Source organism: Solwaraspora sp. WMMD937, from assembly GCF_029581175.1.
In the GTDB taxonomy this organism is placed as follows: domain Bacteria; phylum Actinomycetota; class Actinomycetes; order Mycobacteriales; family Micromonosporaceae; genus Micromonospora_E.
This window is the reverse complement of the sequence record NZ_CP120738.1, coordinates 1,155,664-1,172,159: the sequence shown is the minus strand read 5'-3', so window position 1 is coordinate 1,172,159 and position 16,496 is coordinate 1,155,664. Positions and strand designations below refer to the sequence as shown.

General features: G+C 70.7%; 16 protein-coding genes. 8 read left to right on the top strand and 8 right to left on the bottom strand.

Annotated features, from left to right (window positions below; all coding sequences use genetic code 11):
* The first annotated feature begins 34 nt into the window (after positions 1 to 34).
* From O7621_RS05195 to O7621_RS05185, 3 genes are all read left to right on the top strand, one after another.
* Positions 35 to 1,567, top strand: coding sequence for an acyl-CoA carboxylase subunit beta (locus O7621_RS05195; RefSeq protein WP_282232971.1), 1,533 nt, complete (start codon positions 35 to 37; stop codon positions 1,565 to 1,567).
* Between the two features lie 73 nt (positions 1,568 to 1,640).
* Positions 1,641 to 2,798, top strand: coding sequence for an acyl-CoA dehydrogenase family protein (locus O7621_RS05190; RefSeq protein ID WP_282232970.1), 1,158 nt, complete (start codon positions 1,641 to 1,643; stop codon positions 2,796 to 2,798).
* 125 nt (positions 2,799 to 2,923) lie between these two features.
* Positions 2,924 to 5,569, top strand: a complete 2,646-nt coding sequence (locus tag O7621_RS05185; RefSeq protein WP_282232969.1) for a helix-turn-helix domain-containing protein — start codon at positions 2,924 to 2,926, stop codon at positions 5,567 to 5,569.
* 250 nt (positions 5,570 to 5,819) lie between these two features.
* Here O7621_RS05185 and O7621_RS05180 read toward each other — a convergent pair whose 3' ends face one another.
* Positions 5,820 to 6,311 (bottom strand): MarR family transcriptional regulator, encoded by a 492-nt coding sequence (locus O7621_RS05180; RefSeq protein ID WP_282232968.1) that lies wholly within the window; start codon positions 6,309 to 6,311, stop codon positions 5,820 to 5,822.
* A 103-nt stretch (positions 6,312 to 6,414) separates the two neighbouring features.
* Here O7621_RS05180 and O7621_RS05175 point away from each other — a divergent pair, with 103 nt between their 5' ends.
* A complete protein-coding gene (locus tag O7621_RS05175) occupies positions 6,415 to 6,990 on the top strand; it encodes a YceI family protein (RefSeq protein ID WP_282232967.1) in 576 nt (191 codons plus the stop codon).
* Positions 6,991 to 7,282: 292 nt separating this feature from the next.
* Entirely contained in the window at positions 7,283 to 8,764 is a 1,482-nt protein-coding gene (locus tag O7621_RS05170) for a glutamate--cysteine ligase (RefSeq protein WP_282232966.1), read from the top strand.
* Between the two features lie 10 nt (positions 8,765 to 8,774).
* Here the strand turns inward: O7621_RS05170 and O7621_RS05165 are convergent, their stop codons facing one another.
* Positions 8,775 to 9,932 (bottom strand): hypothetical protein, encoded by a 1,158-nt coding sequence (locus O7621_RS05165; protein ID WP_282232965.1) that lies wholly within the window; start codon positions 9,930 to 9,932, stop codon positions 8,775 to 8,777.
* 126 nt (positions 9,933 to 10,058) lie between these two features.
* On the opposite strand from O7621_RS05165, the gene O7621_RS05160 reads away from it, so the two are divergent.
* A complete protein-coding gene (locus O7621_RS05160) occupies positions 10,059 to 10,940 on the top strand; it encodes a PASTA domain-containing protein (protein ID WP_282232964.1) in 882 nt (293 codons plus the stop codon).
* A 7-nt stretch (positions 10,941 to 10,947) separates the two neighbouring features.
* Here the strand turns inward: O7621_RS05160 and O7621_RS05155 are convergent, their stop codons facing one another.
* A complete protein-coding gene (locus O7621_RS05155; RefSeq protein WP_278172766.1) occupies positions 10,948 to 11,235 on the bottom strand; it encodes a hypothetical protein in 288 nt (95 codons plus the stop codon).
* A 444-nt stretch (positions 11,236 to 11,679) separates the two neighbouring features.
* On the opposite strand from O7621_RS05155, the gene O7621_RS05150 reads away from it, so the two are divergent.
* Together O7621_RS05150 and O7621_RS05145 are read left to right on the top strand one after the other, a co-directional pair.
* Entirely contained in the window at positions 11,680 to 12,555 is an 876-nt protein-coding gene (locus tag O7621_RS05150; RefSeq protein WP_282232963.1) for a helix-turn-helix transcriptional regulator, read from the top strand.
* Positions 12,525 to 12,752: a DUF397 domain-containing protein gene (locus O7621_RS05145; RefSeq protein ID WP_123606573.1), complete on the top strand. Its 228-nt coding sequence runs from the start codon at positions 12,525 to 12,527 to the stop codon at positions 12,750 to 12,752. The genes O7621_RS05150 and O7621_RS05145 overlap by 31 nt, the downstream gene beginning before the upstream one ends.
* Before the next feature lie 86 nt (positions 12,753 to 12,838).
* Here the strand turns inward: O7621_RS05145 and O7621_RS05140 are convergent, their stop codons facing one another.
* From O7621_RS05140 to O7621_RS05120, 5 genes are all read right to left on the bottom strand, one after another.
* Positions 12,839 to 13,384, bottom strand: a complete 546-nt coding sequence (locus tag O7621_RS05140) for a hypothetical protein (protein WP_282232962.1) — start codon at positions 13,382 to 13,384, stop codon at positions 12,839 to 12,841.
* A gap of 108 nt (positions 13,385 to 13,492) precedes the next feature.
* Positions 13,493 to 14,275: a 3-ketoacyl-ACP reductase gene (locus tag O7621_RS05135; RefSeq protein WP_282232961.1), complete on the bottom strand. Its 783-nt coding sequence runs from the start codon at positions 14,273 to 14,275 to the stop codon at positions 13,493 to 13,495.
* On the bottom strand, positions 14,272 to 15,717 hold the full coding sequence (locus tag O7621_RS05130; protein ID WP_282232960.1) for a hypothetical protein: 1,446 nt from the start codon (positions 15,715 to 15,717) through the stop codon (positions 14,272 to 14,274). The genes O7621_RS05135 and O7621_RS05130 overlap by 4 nt, the downstream gene beginning before the upstream one ends.
* 80 nt (positions 15,718 to 15,797) lie before the next feature.
* Complete coding sequence (locus tag O7621_RS05125) at positions 15,798 to 16,193, bottom strand: type II toxin-antitoxin system VapC family toxin (protein WP_282232959.1); 396 nt, start codon at positions 16,191 to 16,193, stop codon at positions 15,798 to 15,800.
* Positions 16,190 to 16,477 carry a hypothetical protein gene (locus O7621_RS05120; RefSeq protein ID WP_282232958.1) on the bottom strand — a complete coding sequence of 96 codons (288 nt, stop codon included), beginning with the start codon at positions 16,475 to 16,477 and terminating at the stop codon, positions 16,190 to 16,192. Before O7621_RS05120 ends, O7621_RS05125 begins: the two co-directional genes overlap by 4 nt.
* Positions 16,478 to 16,496 lie beyond the last annotated feature (19 nt).

The window sequence follows — 16,496 nt, the reverse complement described above, 5'->3', positions numbered from 1 at the left end:
GATCGTTTAGTACGGGCTGCGGCGAGGGGGCGGCGTGACACTGAACGGTGAGGCGCTGGATCGGCTCGACAAGCGGATTCGGGCCGGCGGTGCGGAGAAGTACCATGCGGCCAACGCCGCCCGGGGCAAGATGTTCGCCCGGGAACGGGTCGACCGGCTGGTCGACGCGGGCTCCTTCGTGGAGGACGGCCGGTACGCCAACGCCCTCGCCGACGGGCTGCCCGCCGACGGCGTGATCACCGGCACCGCCACCATCGACGGCCGCCAGGTCTGCCTGATGGCCAACGATTCCACGGTCAAGGCCGGCTCGTGGGGCGCCCGTACCGTCGAGAAGATCATCCGGATCATCGAGCGGGCGTACGACGCCGGCCTGCCGATGGTCTACCTGGTCGACTCCGCCGGGGCCCGGATCACCGACCAGGTCGACCTGTTCCCCGGCCGGCGCGGTGCCGGCAAGATCTTCTGGAACCAGGTCCGGGCCTCCGGGGCGGTCCCGCAGGTCTGCGCCCTGTTCGGGCCGTCGGCCGCCGGCGGTGCCTACATTCCGGCGTTCTGCGACGTGGTGGCGATGGTCGAGGGCAACGCCAGTATGTACCTCGGCTCGGACCGGATGGTCGAGATGGTCACCGGTGAGAAGACCACGCTGGAGGCGATGGGCGGTGCCCGGGTGCACTGCGCCGAGTCCGGCGTCGGGCACTTCCTGTGTAAGACCGAGGACGACGCGCTCGACGTGGTCCGCCGCTACCTGTCCTACCTGCCGGGCAACTGGCGGCAGCCGCCACCGGCGACGGCGGCCGGCGATCCGCCGGCCGGGGTCGACCTGGCCGCGCTGGTGCCGGCGAGCGAACGGCAGGCGTTCGACATGCGCCGGTTCGTCAAGGGACTGGTCGATGAGGGCAGCTTCCTGGAAATCCAGGCGTTGTGGGCCCGCGAGCTGACCGTCGGCTTCGGCCGGCTGGCCGGCCAGGTGGTCGGCGTGGTCGCCAACAACTCGATGTTCAAGGGTGGGGTGCTGTTCGTCGACTCCGCCGACAAGGCGACCAGGTTCGTGCAGCTGTGCGACGCGTTCAACGTACCGCTGCTGTTCCTGGCCGACGTGCCCGGCTTCATGGTCGGCAGCGCCGTGGAGAAACAGGGCATCATCCGGCACGGCGCGAAGATGATCAGCGCGATCTCGGAGGCCACCGTACCCAAGATCTGCGTCGTGGTCCGCAAGGCGTACGGTGCCGGGCTCTACGCGATGGCCGGCCCCGGATTCGAGCCGGACGCCACCCTGGCCCTGCCCACCGCGAAGATCGCGGTGATGGGCGCGGAGGCTGCGGTCAACGCGGTCTACGCCAACAAGATCGCGGCGATCGACGATCCCGACGAGCGGGCCGGCTTCGTCGCCGCCCGCCGCGCCGAGTACGAGCGCGACATCGATCTGACCCGGCTCGCCAGCGAACTCGTCGTCGACGACATCGTCCGGCCCGAACAGTTGCGTGCCGAACTGGTCCGGCGGTACGCGGCGGCCGCCGGCCGGGACCGGCAGTTCTCCCACCGCAGGCACGGCGTCACCCCGGTCTAGCGGCACCGCGGGTGCGGCGACCGGTGCCAGTGACAGCCGACCGGGCTGCGAGTCCTCCAGAAAGGATCTGAGCATGGACTTCAGGCTGACCGACGAGCAGGAGGCGCTGCGGGAGAGCGTCCGCGAGTTCGCCCGCGAGGCGATCGCGCCGGTGATAGGTGACTACTACCAGCGGCACGCCTTCCCGTACGACATCGTCCGCCAGATGGGCAAGATGGGGCTGTTCGGGTTGCCGTTTCCGGAGGAGTACGGCGGGATGGGCGGCGACTACTTCGCGCTCTGCCTGGTGCTGGAGGAGCTGGCCCGGGTCGATTCCAGTGTGGCCATCACGCTGGAGGCGGCGGTCTCGCTCGGTGCGATGCCGATCTACCGGTTCGGCACCCCGGAGCAGCGCGAGCGGTGGCTGCCGGAGTTGGTCAGCGGGGTGGCGTTGGCCGGTTTCGGGCTGACCGAGCCGGGATTCGGGTCCGACGCCGGGGGGACGGCCACCCGGGCGGTGCGCGACGGCGACCATTGGGTGATCAACGGTTCGAAGGCGTTCATCACCAACTCGGGTACCGACATCACCTCACTGGTGACGGTCACTGCGGTGACCGGGACCAGACCGGACGGGTCGAAGGAACTGTCCACCATCATCGTGCCGGCCGGGACGCCGGGGTTCACCGTCGCGCCCGGCTACTCGAAGGTCGGCTGGTGTGCCTCGGACACCCACGAGTTGACGTTCGACGATTGCCGGGTTCCGGCCGATAATCTGCTGGGTGAGCGGGGTCGGGGGTTCGCGCAATTCCTCCAGATTCTTGACGAGGGGCGGATCGCGATAGCCGCCCTCGCGGTCGGCCTCGCGCAGGGGTGTGTCGACGAGTCCGTCCGGTACGCGGGTCAGCGCCGCGCATTCGGCCAGCTCATCGGCGGGTACCAGGCGATTCAATTCAAGATCGCGGACATGGAGGTACGGGCGCACACCGCCCGGCTGGCCTACTACGACGCGGCCGCCCGGATGCTCGCCGGTGACCAGTTCAAACGTCAGGCCGCGGTGGCGAAGTTGCACGCCAGCGAGTGCGCCGTGCAGAACGCCCGGGAGGCGACCCAGATCCACGGTGGTTACGGCTTCATGAACGAGTTCCCGGTCGCGCGATTCTGGCGCGACGCGAAGATTCTCGAGATCGGCGAGGGCACCTCGGAGATCCAGCGAATGATCATCGCTCGTGATCTTGGGCTGGCCGACGCTTGATGAGCTTGTAAGGGTGCCCGGAGGGCACCGCACCTCACCGGTTGTGTCGGAAATCCGTTCCTTTCGGGTCGTGAGCCGGACGGAAAGCTGACCCGGGCACCCTGCAATGCGTACCCTCTCCTGCCATGAGTCCGGATCATGCTCCTGACCAGAGCAGGGTCGGGTTCGACGAACTACTCCGCAGCCGTCGGCTGGCCGTCGGCCTGACCCAGGCGGAGCTCGCCGCGGTGGCCGGGGTCGGCGTGCGTACCGTCCGGGACCTGGAGCGGGCCCGTACGGCCCGGCCGCAGCGGACCACGGTCGATCTGCTCGTCGCCGCGCTCGGCCTGACCGGCGAGGACCGGACGGAGTTTCATGCGGCGGCGCGGGGCCGCCCGGCCGAGCCGCGTGCGACGATTCCGCGCCAGCTGACTCCGGCACTCGCCACCGCAGCGTTATCGGCCGGGTCGCGCGGCGAGGCTGCCGGCGACATCGAGACATTGGTCGGGCCCGGCCGTAGCCGGGGTGTCCCACTGCCCGGCGAACTGATCGGCCGCGACTGTGACGTGGCCGACCTGGCCGGCCTGCTGACTGCGGGACCCGGTGCCGGGGCAGGGCTGGTCAGCCTGGTCGGACTGGCCGGAGTCGGCAAGACCAGCCTGGCGCTCGCGGTCGCCGCCGAGGTGACCGACCGGTATCCGGGCGGCACCGGTGGCATCGTCGTCACCGAAGGTTCCACTGTCAGTGACGTACTGACCGCCTCCGCCACCGTCTTCGGCGTCGGGCGGGTCAACGATTTGGCGGCCCGGCTCGCCGACGGCCCGGCACTGCTGCTGGTCGACGCGGTGGAACGGGCGCCGGTGGCGATAGCCGATGCGCTGCACTGGCTGACCCGTACCGCGCCGTCGCTGCAGGTAGTGGCGACCGGCCGGCACCCGGTCGGGCTCCCCGGTGAACGGGTCTGGCCGGTCACGCCGCTTGAGGTGCCGCCGGCCGACACCGAGACCGACCTGGCCACGGTCGCTGGCTACCCGGCGGCGCGGCTCTTCCTGGCCCGGCTCCGGCAGGTACGCCGGGAACCGGTGCACCCGGGCGAAGTCGGCGCGCTGGTCGGGCTCGTCCGGCGGCTCGGCGGGCTGCCGCTGGCCATCGAGCTGGCCGCCGCCCGAGGGCGGGCGCTCGACCTGAACGAGATCTTCAACCGGTACGGCGACCGGCTGCTCGATCTGGCGGTGCCACCACCCAGCAGGGAAGCCGTGGCGGTAACCCTGCGCGACGCGGTCGCGGCCAGCTACGCGCTGCTCACCCCCGCCGAGCGGCGCGGCGTACGTCGGCTCTCGGCGTTCCGCAACCGGTGGTCGGTCGAGCTGGCCGAGGGGATGCTCGCCGAGGATCCGATCCAGCCGGATGTCGGCCAACTCGACATCGGCCAACCCGACATCGGCCAGTCGGATCACGACGGTCGGGTCGACCCGGTGCCGTTCCTCGACCGGCTCATGTCGTTGGGGCTGCTCGGTGCCCGGGGCGCGGGTCCGTACCGGTTCCGGCTGATCGACGTGGTGCGGGATCTGGCCACCGAGCGGGCCGCCGCACACGGCGAACTTTCGGCGATCCGGCGTCGGCACGCCGTGCTGTTCGCGCGGCTCGCCGAACGGGCGGCGGTCGACCTGGCCGGGCCGAAGCTGGTCACCGTCGTCAGTCGGCTCGACGAGGTGGCCAGTGACCTGTGGGCCGCGCTCGCCCACTCGGCCAACGACGACCCGCACACCGCACTGCGCCTGGCCGCCGCCCTGCCCCGGTGGTGGCGGTTCCGGGGACGCGACGTGGCCGGACGGCGCTGGCTGCGCCGGCTGCTCGACGACCCGCGGTCGGCCGACGCGGACCCGGCGATCCGGGCCTGGGCCCAGATCGGCGTGGCTCAGCTCGCGCTGGAGCACGACGCCGGTCCGCAGGAACTTCCGGCGGTCCGGTCGGCGCTGGCCAGCTTCATCGAGCTCGGGGAGACGTCGGGTGAGCTGGCCGCGCGTACCGTGCTCAGTTCTGCCTGCCTGGCCGCCGGTCGGTTCGACGAGGCGCGGGCGCACTCCGAGGCGGTGCTTGCCCTGGCTGGCCGGATCGGCCGGGTCCGGGAGATGACGCTCGCCCAGCACGCGTTGGCCCGGCACGAGATCCGTTCGGGTGACCTGCGGGCCGCCCGGCGGCGGCTGGCGGCGGTCGACCGGCTCGCGGCCAGGTCCGGCGAGGACCGGTTGCGGCTGCTGGCCCGGGCGAACCTGGCCGAGGTAGCCAGGCTCGAGGGCCGGTACGCGCGGGCAGCCGACCTGGGACGCCGGGTGCTGGCGGCGTTGACCGCCGTCGGGGATCCGAGTCACCGGCGGCAGGTGTTGGGCATCGTCGGGCTGGCGCTGGCCCAGGACGGCCGCCTCGCGGAAGCGGCCGACGCCCTGACCGAGCTCCGTGGCCAGGTGATGCCGGTGGAGGTGGTGGACCGGCCTGGTCACCCTGCCGACCAGGCCGGGCCGGGCGACGATCCCCGGTGCGCGTTGATCGAGGCGACTCTCGCGGCGCGGCGCGGGGAACGGGAGCTGGCGTTGGAGTGGTACGCCGTGGCGGCCCGTTCGCTGGGCAACGGCCCGGAGCCGCGGGACGCGGTGGAGGCGATGGTGGGGCTGGTGGTGCACGCCGAGACGGCGGTGTCGCGAACCGCGGCCCGGGACCGGTTGGCGGCGGCCTGCCACAGTGCCGGGATCACGCTGCTGCCCCGGGAACGGGACGCGGTGGGCCAGGGATGAATCAGGCCAAGACGCGGACGTCCGGCGGGGCCATCACTGGCCACCCGCCGGACGTCGACACGCCCCCCGGGTTGGCGCGGAATCGCCCCCCGGCCTGGACCAGATGTCCTGGCCTTCGCGCCGCACCCCCCGTTACGCTCCCGGTCGCCAGTACGCTATCCGGCCCATCCGAGCTGTTTGCGGCTTTCACGGCCTTATGTCGTTGATAGAGGGTGCTTTCTGCCGGTCCTTCTGCCGGTGCCGGCGTCGGTCAACGGGCCGGCGCGGTCGCTTCGTCACTGCCGGCGGTCGCCTGCGGATGCACCGCGTCACGAAGGCGCCGGAGGGTGTCGAGCAGCGTCGTCAACTCCGCAGGCTCGAACTGACCGGTGAACCACTGCCCGATCAGCTGTAGATGACCGGGGAGGGTGTCGTCGAGGCGTTGCTGACCGGCCCGGGTGAGCACCGCGTACGAGCTCCGCCGGTCGGACGGGCAGGCGCGCCGGCAGACCAGCCCGTCGCGCACCATCCGGTCGACCACCCGGGTCGCGCCACTGGTGGACAGCGCAGCCTGAGCGGCCAGGTCGGTCATCCGCAGTTGGTGACCTGCGGAACGGCGCAGCCGCATCAGCACCTCGAACTCAACCGTCGACAGGCCGTGCTCCTCGAACTGCGCCGCGAAGCGGGCCGCGAGCCCGGTGTGGACTTCGAAGAGGAGGCCGATCGCGGTGATCCGGGGATCGTCGGCGAGGTTCTCGGTCACCAGGTCATCGTAGCAGTACTTGACATGAGGAATATTGCCTAGTCTATTGTTGCTGTCGCACATGTTCCCCCTTCAATCGGATGTCCCGCGAGAGGCAGCAGCCATGAGCACCGACCAGACCACCCGCGAGTGGAACGGCATCACCATCCCCACCGCCGGCACCTACGAACTCGACCAGGCCCACCGGCGGGTCGGGTTCGTCGCCCGCCACATGATGGTCAGCAAGGTCCGAGGTGAGTTCACCGACGCCACCGCCACCATCACCGTCGCCGAGGACCCGCTGCAGTCGTCGGTCACCGCGGTGCTGCAGGCGGCCAGCATCAACACCGGGCAGGCCGACCGGGACGCCCACCTGCGAAGCGGCGACTTCCTCGACGTCGAGAAGTTCACCACCATCGAGTTCCGCAGCACCGGGATCGTCTCGCACAGCGGCAACGAGTTCGTGCTCGCCGGTGACCTGACGGTCAAGGACGTGACCCGGCCGGTGGAGCTCGCCGTCGAGTTCGAGGGCGCCGGCCGCAGCCCGTTCGGCCAGGACATCTTCGGCTTCACCGCCAGCACCGAGATCGACCGTGAGGAGTTCGGCCTGACCTGGAACGTCGCCCTGGAGACCGGCGGCGTGCTGGTCGGCAAGAAGGTCAAGATCGAGATCGAGGGCGAGGCCATCCGTCAGGGGTGAATCCTGGCGCCCGTACCCGGCGTGACACAGCGGCACCCCGGCCACCTCCTCGGTGACCGGGGTGCCGCTGTCTGTAGTAACCCCAGTAGAAGACGCCCGTCGGATGTGAAAAGGTGAAACCGAGCGCTTCGGTCCGCTCACTTTGGGGCGATCAACGCCTGTCCCGGCTGGGGGAGCCGACGACAGCTGCGGTCGAGCAGGGTTGCACCACCACACAGTCGGAACGGTTCTGCCGCGCCGCTCGGCCAGCGAGCGTGGCGGCGGTCGTTCAGGGCGCGCCGGGGAGGGCATTATGGGCAGGGATGTCGGTTCACGCGCGTCGTTCAGTCGGGAGGATCGCGTACGTTACCGGCAAAAAGTTCGCCGCTGCCTCGACGTCTTCGCGCTGATGCTCGACGACTTCAAGTTCGACGCCGACCGGCCGACGACCGGGCTGGAGATCGAGCTGAACCTGGTGGATCCGTACGCGGAGCCCGCGATGCGCAACGCGGAGATCCTGGCCAACCTCGCGGACCCCACCTTCCAGACCGAACTGGGGCAGTTCAACCTCGAACTCAACGCGCGCCCGCGGCTGATCGAGGCCGACGGATTCGCCGACTACGAAGCCGACCTGCAGGCCAGCCTGGCCCGCGCCGGTGACCGGGCGGCGAAGGCCGAGGCGGCCATCATCCTGATCGGCATCCTGCCCACCCTCACCCCACAGCACCTGGTGCTGAACAACATCTCCACCAACGGGCGTTATCGGGTGCTCAACGAGCAGATCGTCGCCGCCCGCGGGGAGGACATCCGGCTGGACATCCGGGGCGTGGAGCGGCTGCAGGCGTACACCGACTCGATCGCCCCGGAGGCCGGCTGCACCAGTGTGCAGTTCCATCTGCAGGTCTCCCCGGACAACTTCGCCAACTACTGGAACGCGTCCCAGGCCATCGCGGCGGTCCAGGTGGCGCTCGGGGCCAACGCACCGTACTTCTACAGCAAACAGCTCTGGGCGGAGACCCGCATCGTGCTGTTCGAGCAGGCCACCGACACCCGGCCGGACGAGCTGAAGGCGCAGGGCGTAAGGCCTCGGGTGTGGTTCGGTGAACGGTGGATCACGTCGATCTTCGACCTCTTCGAGGAGAACGTGCGGTACTTCCCGCCATTGCTGCCGATCTGCGCCGACGAGGACCCGGTCGAGGTGTTGCAGGCCGGCGGCGTGCCCGAGCTCAGCGAGCTACGGCTGCACAACGGCACCGTCTACCGGTGGAACCGGCCGGTGTACGACATCATGCACGGTCGACCGCACCTGCGGGTGGAGAACCGGGTGCTGCCCGCCGGGCCGACCGTCGTTGACATGCTCGCCAACGCCGCCTTCTACTTCGGCCTGGCCAGGGAGCTCGCCGAGGCGGACCGCCCGGTGTGGAGCCAGCTGAGCTTCGGCGCGGCCGAGGAGAACTTCCACCAGGCGGCGCGGCGCGGGATCGCCGCACAGATGCACTGGCCGCAGCTCGGCGAGATCCCGGTCACCGATCTGGTGTTGGACGTCCTGCTCCCCAAGGCGTACGCCGGTCTGGACCGGTTCGGGGTCTCGCCACAGCAGCGCGACCGGCTGCTCGGCATCATCGAACAACGCTGTCGGTTGAGACGCAACGGCGCGGTCTGGCAGACCGAGTCGGTCTGGCGGGCCGAGCGGGAGCAGGGCCTGGCCCGACCCGACGCGCTGCACCAGATGCTGCAGCGCTACGCCGAACTGCAACGCAGCAACGAACCGGTGCACACCTGGCCGGTTGACTGAATCGCGTTGTTCAGCTGCCGTCGGGGGTGGTCGGCGCGGGCCGGCCCCCGCCGGTGACCGAAGCCGTGCCCCGGGCCGGCGGGTCGGCCACCTGGCCACTGGTCGGCTGCTCCGGCACCGGCGCGTCGCGGCCTTCAGCGGAGCCGGTTGCGTCGTCCCGTCCGTCGGCGGACCCGCCGGTGGCCGGGGCATCGGTGGCCGAAGCGCCGTCGTGGTCGCGGTCGGTGCCGCTGGCGGGCTGCCGGCGGGACATCTCCAGCCGCTGCGCGATCGCGGTGACCAGCACCGACCCGGCCAGGCCGGCGATCACCGCGTACGGGGCGAGCAGATGCGCCGAGAGTTGCTCCGCCCGCGGCCCCACCAGCCGGGGGGCGGCCAGGAAGTACGCGGCGGCGATCAGCACCGGGCCGACGCCGCCGGAGATCGCGGCGCCCACCCGGCGCCGGGCGTCGCGGGCGGCCGGCCAGGCGGAGACCGCACCGATGATGAACGCCGAACCCAGCGACAGCGCCGCCCCGGGCAGGTAGATGTTGCGGAACCAGTACTGTTCGCTGTCCGCGGTGATCTGCCAGACGCCGAGTTGGGCGCTGGTCAGCCCGGTGCCGGAGACCACCGAGTCGATCACGGCGACCACCGCCAGCAGCCAGAGCCAGCCGACAGTGGCGATGGCGTTCGCCGCCGCCGCCCGGGAGGCGACCGCCCAGATCGCCATCAGCAGTCCGACGACCGCGCCCACCATCGCGTACCCGGCGGCGATGGTCTGTGGGGAGAAGGTGTCGGCCCGGGTCGCACTGCGTGCGGGTACGGCGATCAGGGCGACTGTGAGCATCCCGCCGATCGCGGCCGCTGCGGCGAGGGCGAGTCGCCACAGGCTTGCGGTCAGCAGGCTGTCCGGCGTTCGATCCGGATCGGCGCCGGCCGACAGCTCCGAATTGGGAGGTGACGGCGCGAGCCGGTCCGCGACGACGGCACCGATCACCACTGAGGTCGCCGTGATCCACGTCGCCCAGGCGAGGCTGGCGACCCAGGAAGCCTCTCCTCCGCCGTCGACTGACGGTAACCAGGCAACTATGCCGAGGCCGTAGCCCAGACCGAGCTGCGCGGCACCTGCGCCCGCAGCGATGCCGGTCGCCGTCGCGACCGATCTTCCCCAGCCTCGTACGGCCATGCCGGGCACTGTAGCGGTAGTGGCGAACTCCGGCGACTCGTGGGCGTGGGGCGCGCTGTCCGGCGGCCGGGTCGATATCTTGAGCCCTACGGAAAGTCACGCCCGGTGGTACGGAGAGGACGAGTCATGGCCGACAGACCGAGGGATCCTGCGCAGGACGGCTCGGCGGGGCGTGACGCCGGGGACTACACCAGCCAGCTGCCCCGGCCGGTCGACCCCTGGGCGACCAGGGCCGGTGGGTCAGGTGACCAGGCCGGCGAGTCGACCGGTGGGGCCGACCAGCCGCCCGGTCGGCCCGGCACACCGGGTGGCGACCCGGGAGCGACGGTCGCCGACCGGGGCGGGCACCTCGGCTCGACCGCACCCGACCTTCCGGCGGGTTCCGCCGCCGGCGGTGCCCGTGAGCCGGCGTGGTCCGGCCGGGCCGGGGTGCCGGTGCGCCCGGCGACGGGTGGCGGCGGTACCGGCGACTGGCCGGGACCGGGCGGTACGGAGGGCGGCGGCCGGCCGTGGTGGCTGCCGATCCTGATCGGTGTCTTGGTGCTGCTGCTGGTCGCGTTGGTCGGCCTGGTGATCTGGTGGGCCAGCACGCTGGACGACTCCACGGATCCGGGCGGGCCGACGCCGACGGCGGTGCCGACCGCGACGGTGCCGACCGCGCAGCCGGAGACGGAGCAGCCCGAGCCGACCGAGGAGCAGCCGGAGCCGACCGAGGAGCAGACCAGTGAGGCGCCGCTGGTGGTCGTACCGACGCTTACCGGGCTGCCACTGGCGGACGCCCGTGCCGAGCTCGACGAGCGCGACCTGGTCTACCGGCTGGAACAGCGCGGCTCAGACCAGCCTGCCGGCACGGTGCTCGAGACCGATCCGCCGGCCGGGACGGAGGTGCCGCCCGGCACCGAGATCCTGTTGGTGATCGCCGCGACCAACACCGAGCCGACGGGTCCGGCTGAACCGACCGGGGCGGCCGAGCCGACCGGGGAGCCGGGCGACGCAGACGAGGATTGAGCCGGGGTCAGCTGGCCCGCGCCGACATCACCGTCGAAGCCGGCCGCCGGGCGGCTGCCCGACCCGGCCGGTCGGCCACCACCCGGAGCTGGCGTAGGCCGTCGATCTGGACGAAGATGGAGCGTCGGTCGACGGCATCGCCGCTGGCGTTGAGCTCGTAGCCGTCCAGCCAGACCCAACCATGGTAGGTCGGCCAGTCGTGGACCCGGATCACCCGGAAGAGGAGCGGCTCGAGGAACTGCACGCTTGCCGCACGGGTCACGTGGAGGACGTCTCCTGAGCGGGGTAGTAGCACCGCTACTCCTGTTCCGAGCTGCCGTTGTCCGATTGCTGCCAGGCATGCGGATCCGCACCGGGCACTGTCGGATGTTCCACCGGTTGCCGGTGGTCAGACGGGCACGGCGTTGCCGGTGTCCGGGCAGCAGGCACCGTCGCGGTACGGCGCAACCGCGGCGGATACGATCTTGGATGAACGCTGAGTGACCTGTGGCCTACGCAAAGAGTGCACCACCGTCGCCCTCGATGCAAGTTGCAAAGTGGTTTTGGCGTTATGCGAAAATCACTCGGTCGATTGCTGCTTGAAGTCCTACATGTACGGGCGGCAGACTGAACAGGCTTTCTTTCCGCGTCGGCTTTCCTCCCCGTCCACGCACGACCGCTCGCGACGTCACCCCGTCGCCCCTCAACCGCGTGCGCGGGGCCGGCCGACTGCCCCTGCACCCCTGACCGGAGGTGACCGGTGACCGAGCGTCGAAGCCCAACCGTCCGTCGCCGCCGTCTCGGCGCCGAACTGCGCCGGCGGCGGGAAGCCGCGAAAGTCACGATCGATGCGGTGGCCGAACGACTGGAGTGCTCCGCCTCCAAGGTTTCCCGGATCGAGACGGGACACACCACCGCGACTCCGCGGGACGTTCGCGACATGCTGGGGATCTACGGCGTGACCGGTGTCGAGGCCGAGGAGCTGGTGCAGATCGCCCGGGAGGCTCGGCAGAAGGGCTGGTGGCATCCGTACTCCACGGTGCTCACCGGCGCGTACGTCGGCTTCGAGGCGGCGGCCCGGTCGGTCCGGGCGTACGAGCAGCAGGTGGTTCCCGGTCTGCTGCAGACCGCCGATTACGCCCAGGCGATGATCCGCTCGGCCCGGCCCGACATCACCGACGAAGAAGTTGCCCACCGCGTCCATGTCCGACTGAAGCGTCAGTCGTTACTGACTCAGGAAGATCAGATCGATGTATGGGCGGTGCTCGATGAGGCGGTGTTGAGTCGGCCGGTCGGCGGCGACGCGGTGATGCGCGCCCAACTGCACCGCCTTGTCGAGGCGGCGGATCTGCCGAACGTGACCCTGCAGGTCCTTCCGTTCGAGGTGGGGGCACACGCGGGGATGGACGGGACGTTCACCATCCTCGACTTTCCGGAGCCCAGCGACGCGGACGTCGTCTACGCGGAGAACGCCACCGGTGGGCTCTTCCTGGAGAAGACCGAAGAACTACGCAAATACCTATTTATCTTCGATCACATACGCGCGGCGGCACTCACTCCCGAGGAGTCCGTCGCGATGATCGCTAAACGCGCGAAGGAGCCATTGTGGACATCGAGGTCAAGGGGCTTCGGGTAGACCTGACCCGTGCGGCCTGGCGAAAGAGCTCGCGTAGCGGGCCGAACTGCGACAACTGCGTGGAGATCGCGTTCGTCGACCAGGCCATCGCGGTTCGCGACTCGAAGAACCCGACCGGGCCGGTCCTGATCTTCACCTCCGACGAGTGGGACGCCTTCCTCGGCGGTGCCCGAGACGGCGAATTCGACCTGGACTGACCAACGGTTGGGCCCCGGGCACGTCCCGGGGCTCAACCGTGCCCAACCTCGACCGTCCCCCGGCGTGGCCGCTGGGCCAGCCCAGCTCAGCCTCTGGGTAGCCGCCCGACCAAAGCATGCTCAGCGAGCGCGCTGTGCCGCAGTGCATGTCGCACCCCGATGGCGACCAGCAGGATCACCGCCACCGTCAGCACCAGCCCGTCGGCGACCGCCCCCAACCCTGGCACGCCACCGAAGTACCGCGCCGCCACCGCCACCAGCGCCAGCGCCGTCACCTGCACCGGCAACGCCACCAACGGGTGCGCCGCGCGGGCCAGCAGCCCTGGCGGACTCGGCGCGGCGGGCGCGGTGACGAACGCCGCCGATCCGCCGTACAGCCGCCGCAGGCGCGGCAGGGTCACCACCGCGACCGCCGCCGCCGGGACGGCGACCAGCAGTACCTGGGCGCTGGCCGCCCCGCCACCGATCAACCCGGCGATCCCGCCCAGACCGGCCAGCACGAACGCGGTCAGCCAGCCGACCCGGCGCCGTAGCGTTGCGGGGCTGCCCGCCGACGGCAGCGACTCGGCGATCACGGCGGCGGCGAGCCAGCCACCAGTCAACGCCAACCAGCAGACCAGAGCGATGTCCATGCACCGAATCCTGCCGGTCGGTCGATGTCGGCACCTCCGGGTGCAGCCCTGGTCGACCCCCAACGGTCACCCGTAAGGGCGCCGGCAGGTTGAGGCGTCCGCTGGCTACTACAGCGTCCGTACGTGGAAGCCACCGTCGACGTCGAGCACCTGGCCGGTGCTGAACGGCAGCAGGTCGGTGGCGACCGCCACCACCGCCCGCCCGACGTCGTCCGGCTGGCCCCACCGCCGGATCGGCGTCAGACCCTGGTTGAGAATCAGATCGTCGTACTTCGCCTGGACCGGACCGGTCATGTCGGTGGCGATGATGCCGGGCCGGATCTCGTAGACGTTGATGCCGTGCTCAGCGAGGCGGGCGGCGTACAACTTGGTGGTCATCGCCAGTCCGGCCTTGGCCACGCAGTAGTCGCCCCGGTTGACGCTCGCCGTGTAGGCGCTGATCGACGAGACGATGACGATCTTCGGCGCGGTGACGGTGCCGGCCGCCACCATGTCGATCATGGCTCGGCTGACCTGCTGGGTCAGAAAGAAGGGACCCTTCAGATTGATGTCGATCAGCCGGTCGAAGGACTCCTCCGTCGCGTCGAGCAGGTCCGCCCGCACGTCTGGGGCCACACCGGCGTTGTTGACCAGCAGATCGATCCGGCCGAAGGTCGCGACGGTCTGATCGACCAGCCGTTGCCGGTCCGCGCCGACCGACACATCCGCGCCGACCAGTAGCGCCCGCCGGCCGGCCGCCTCGATCTGCTCGCCGGCCTGCTGGGCCGCCGTCGCGTTCCGGGCGTAGTTGACCACGACGTCGTACCCGGCGGCGGCGAGCGACAGCACGATCCCGCGCCCGATCCCCCGGGAACCGCCGGTGACGATGGCGACCCGCGCGGAGGCGGTCACCGCCCGCCCCCGACGGTGCCCGCGCTGTCGGCGCTGCCCGTGCCGTCGGTGGCGTCGGCGTCGGCCGGGCCGAAGAACGTGTAGTACGGCTCGTCGCGGGCCACCCGCTGCAGGTAGAGCGCCAGTTCGCGGGCGTGGTAGTCGCCCCACATGCTCGACTCGCCGTGCGGCACCCGGCTGCCGGCCGGCACGTGGTCCCAGCCGTTCGGTCGGTGGTAGATCGAGTGCAGGATCAGTCCCTGGTGGCGGGTGTCGGTGCTCAGGTACGGCTCGTCGAACAGGGTGCCGGCCACGGTCAGCCCGGCCTGCCAGTAGCGGCGACCGGCGTCGGGCTGCCCGGCACCGGTCAGGTAGCGGCCGAGTCGCAGCAGCCCCTGTGCGCCGATGCAGGCGGCCGACGAATCGACCGGCTCATGATCGTTGTACGGGTCCGCCGGGCGATCCAGGTAGTCGCCGAGATCGGCCAGGCCGGGCGCTCCGGTGTCCCAGTACGGGATGCCGTCGGTCGGCGTGTGTTCGAGGTAGAAGTCGCAGGTGGCGGTGGCGGCCCGCAGCAGCGTCGCGGTCACCTCGGCCCGCCCGCCGTACGGTTCGAGGTCGCTGTCCGGCAGCACCGCCAGGTATTCGAGCTGCTCCGGGAAGCCGAGCATCGCCCAGGCCAGCCCGCGCGTCCAGGTGGTGAACGGCGAGTAGCCCTGCTGGGTGCTGGGGCAGCGGAACCGGCCGTCGTTGACGTTGAAGATCGACTCGTGGGCGGTGCGGCCCCGGATGTCGTAGCTGTCCCGGCCGTCGCCGTAGAAGACGTTGTACCGGGCGGTGTTGGTGGCATGCTCGATGAGCCGGCCGAGCAGCGAGATCCGCTCGTCCTGTTCACCCATGAGTACGTGGCCGAGCAGGTGGGACACGGCCAGCGCCCGGCAGGAGCGGATGGTGTCGACGAACAGCGACTGCGGCCCGTTGAACGAGTAGATGTAGCCGGTGCCGTCGGCGGTGTCCCGCCAGCGGGCCGCCTGCACCGCCCCGGTCAGCTTCAACGCCAGCTCGTAGAAGTCCCGTTCGGCCCGGTCGTGCGGGAGCCGTCCTTCGGCCATCAGCCGCCACAGGTTGCCGTACGTGCTGACGTTGTTGAAGCCGTGGTCGTGCACGCCGATGTGGCTGACGTGGCTGGCCATCACAGCGACGGTCAACTCGCGGGCGGAGTCCAGAAACCGCTGCTCGCCGGTGGCGTCGAACTGCAACAGGGCCGAACCGTACTGGAAGCCCTGGGTCCACTCGGTCCAGCCGCGCGCGGCGTACCGGCCGTCGACGGTGAAGACCGGCGACGCCGACCCGGGTGGGCAGGTCTTCTCGATCGAGTCGATCTTGTGGGCGGAGGCTTCCCAGAGGCGGTCGATCCTGGGTTGCAGGCTGGCCGGGGTCAGCGCGTCGTCGATCCGAATCATCGGGTCAGCATAGGAAAGCGCTTGCCTAGGCGGAAGACCTTGGCCGTGGCGGAAGACCAGGCCGCCGAACCCGCGTCCCGCTACGCGACGAGTTCGACCCGGCAGTACGCGCTCGCCGCGCGGGCGAGTTTGCCGTCGGCGGTCACCAGCGTCAGTGCGCGGCGTTCCGCGAGGGCGACGTAGGGGGCGTCGTACGCGCTGATGTTCGCCTTGACCTGCCACATGCGGGTGAGCAGGTCGTCGATCGGGACGGTGTCGACGCCGAGGCGGCTGATCCGGTCGACCGCCCGCGCCGCCGTCTCATTGGTGATCTTTCCGCCGAGGGCGAGCCCTCGCATGACGGAGAAGACCTCGACCTTCCAGTGTTCCGGTGCCGCCCACTCGGGGTCTCGGCCCAGGACGGCGCGGGCCTTGCGGCCACGGTCGTCGCTGTAGACGAGCACGCTCGCGAGGACCGAGGCGTCGACGACGATCACGCGACGTCTCGCCCGGATGGCGCGGAGTCCGGGAAATCCCGTTCAGCGCGGGAACGGGCTAGCAGGTCGGCGGCGTCCGGCGCGGTCGGTCCGGCTCCGCTGCTGCCGCCGTCGAGTTCGTCGCTGAGCTCGGCGAGGAGCTGCCGGTTGCGGCAGAAGTCGGCCTGACGGTTGAGGACTGCCAGCAGGTACGCCTGCAGTGACTGGCCGCGCTCGCGGGCCTGCTGGGCCAGGAGGTCCCGCACTTCTTCGGGTACGTCGCGGATGGTGAGCACCACAGTCATGACTTCATTCTGACTGCAT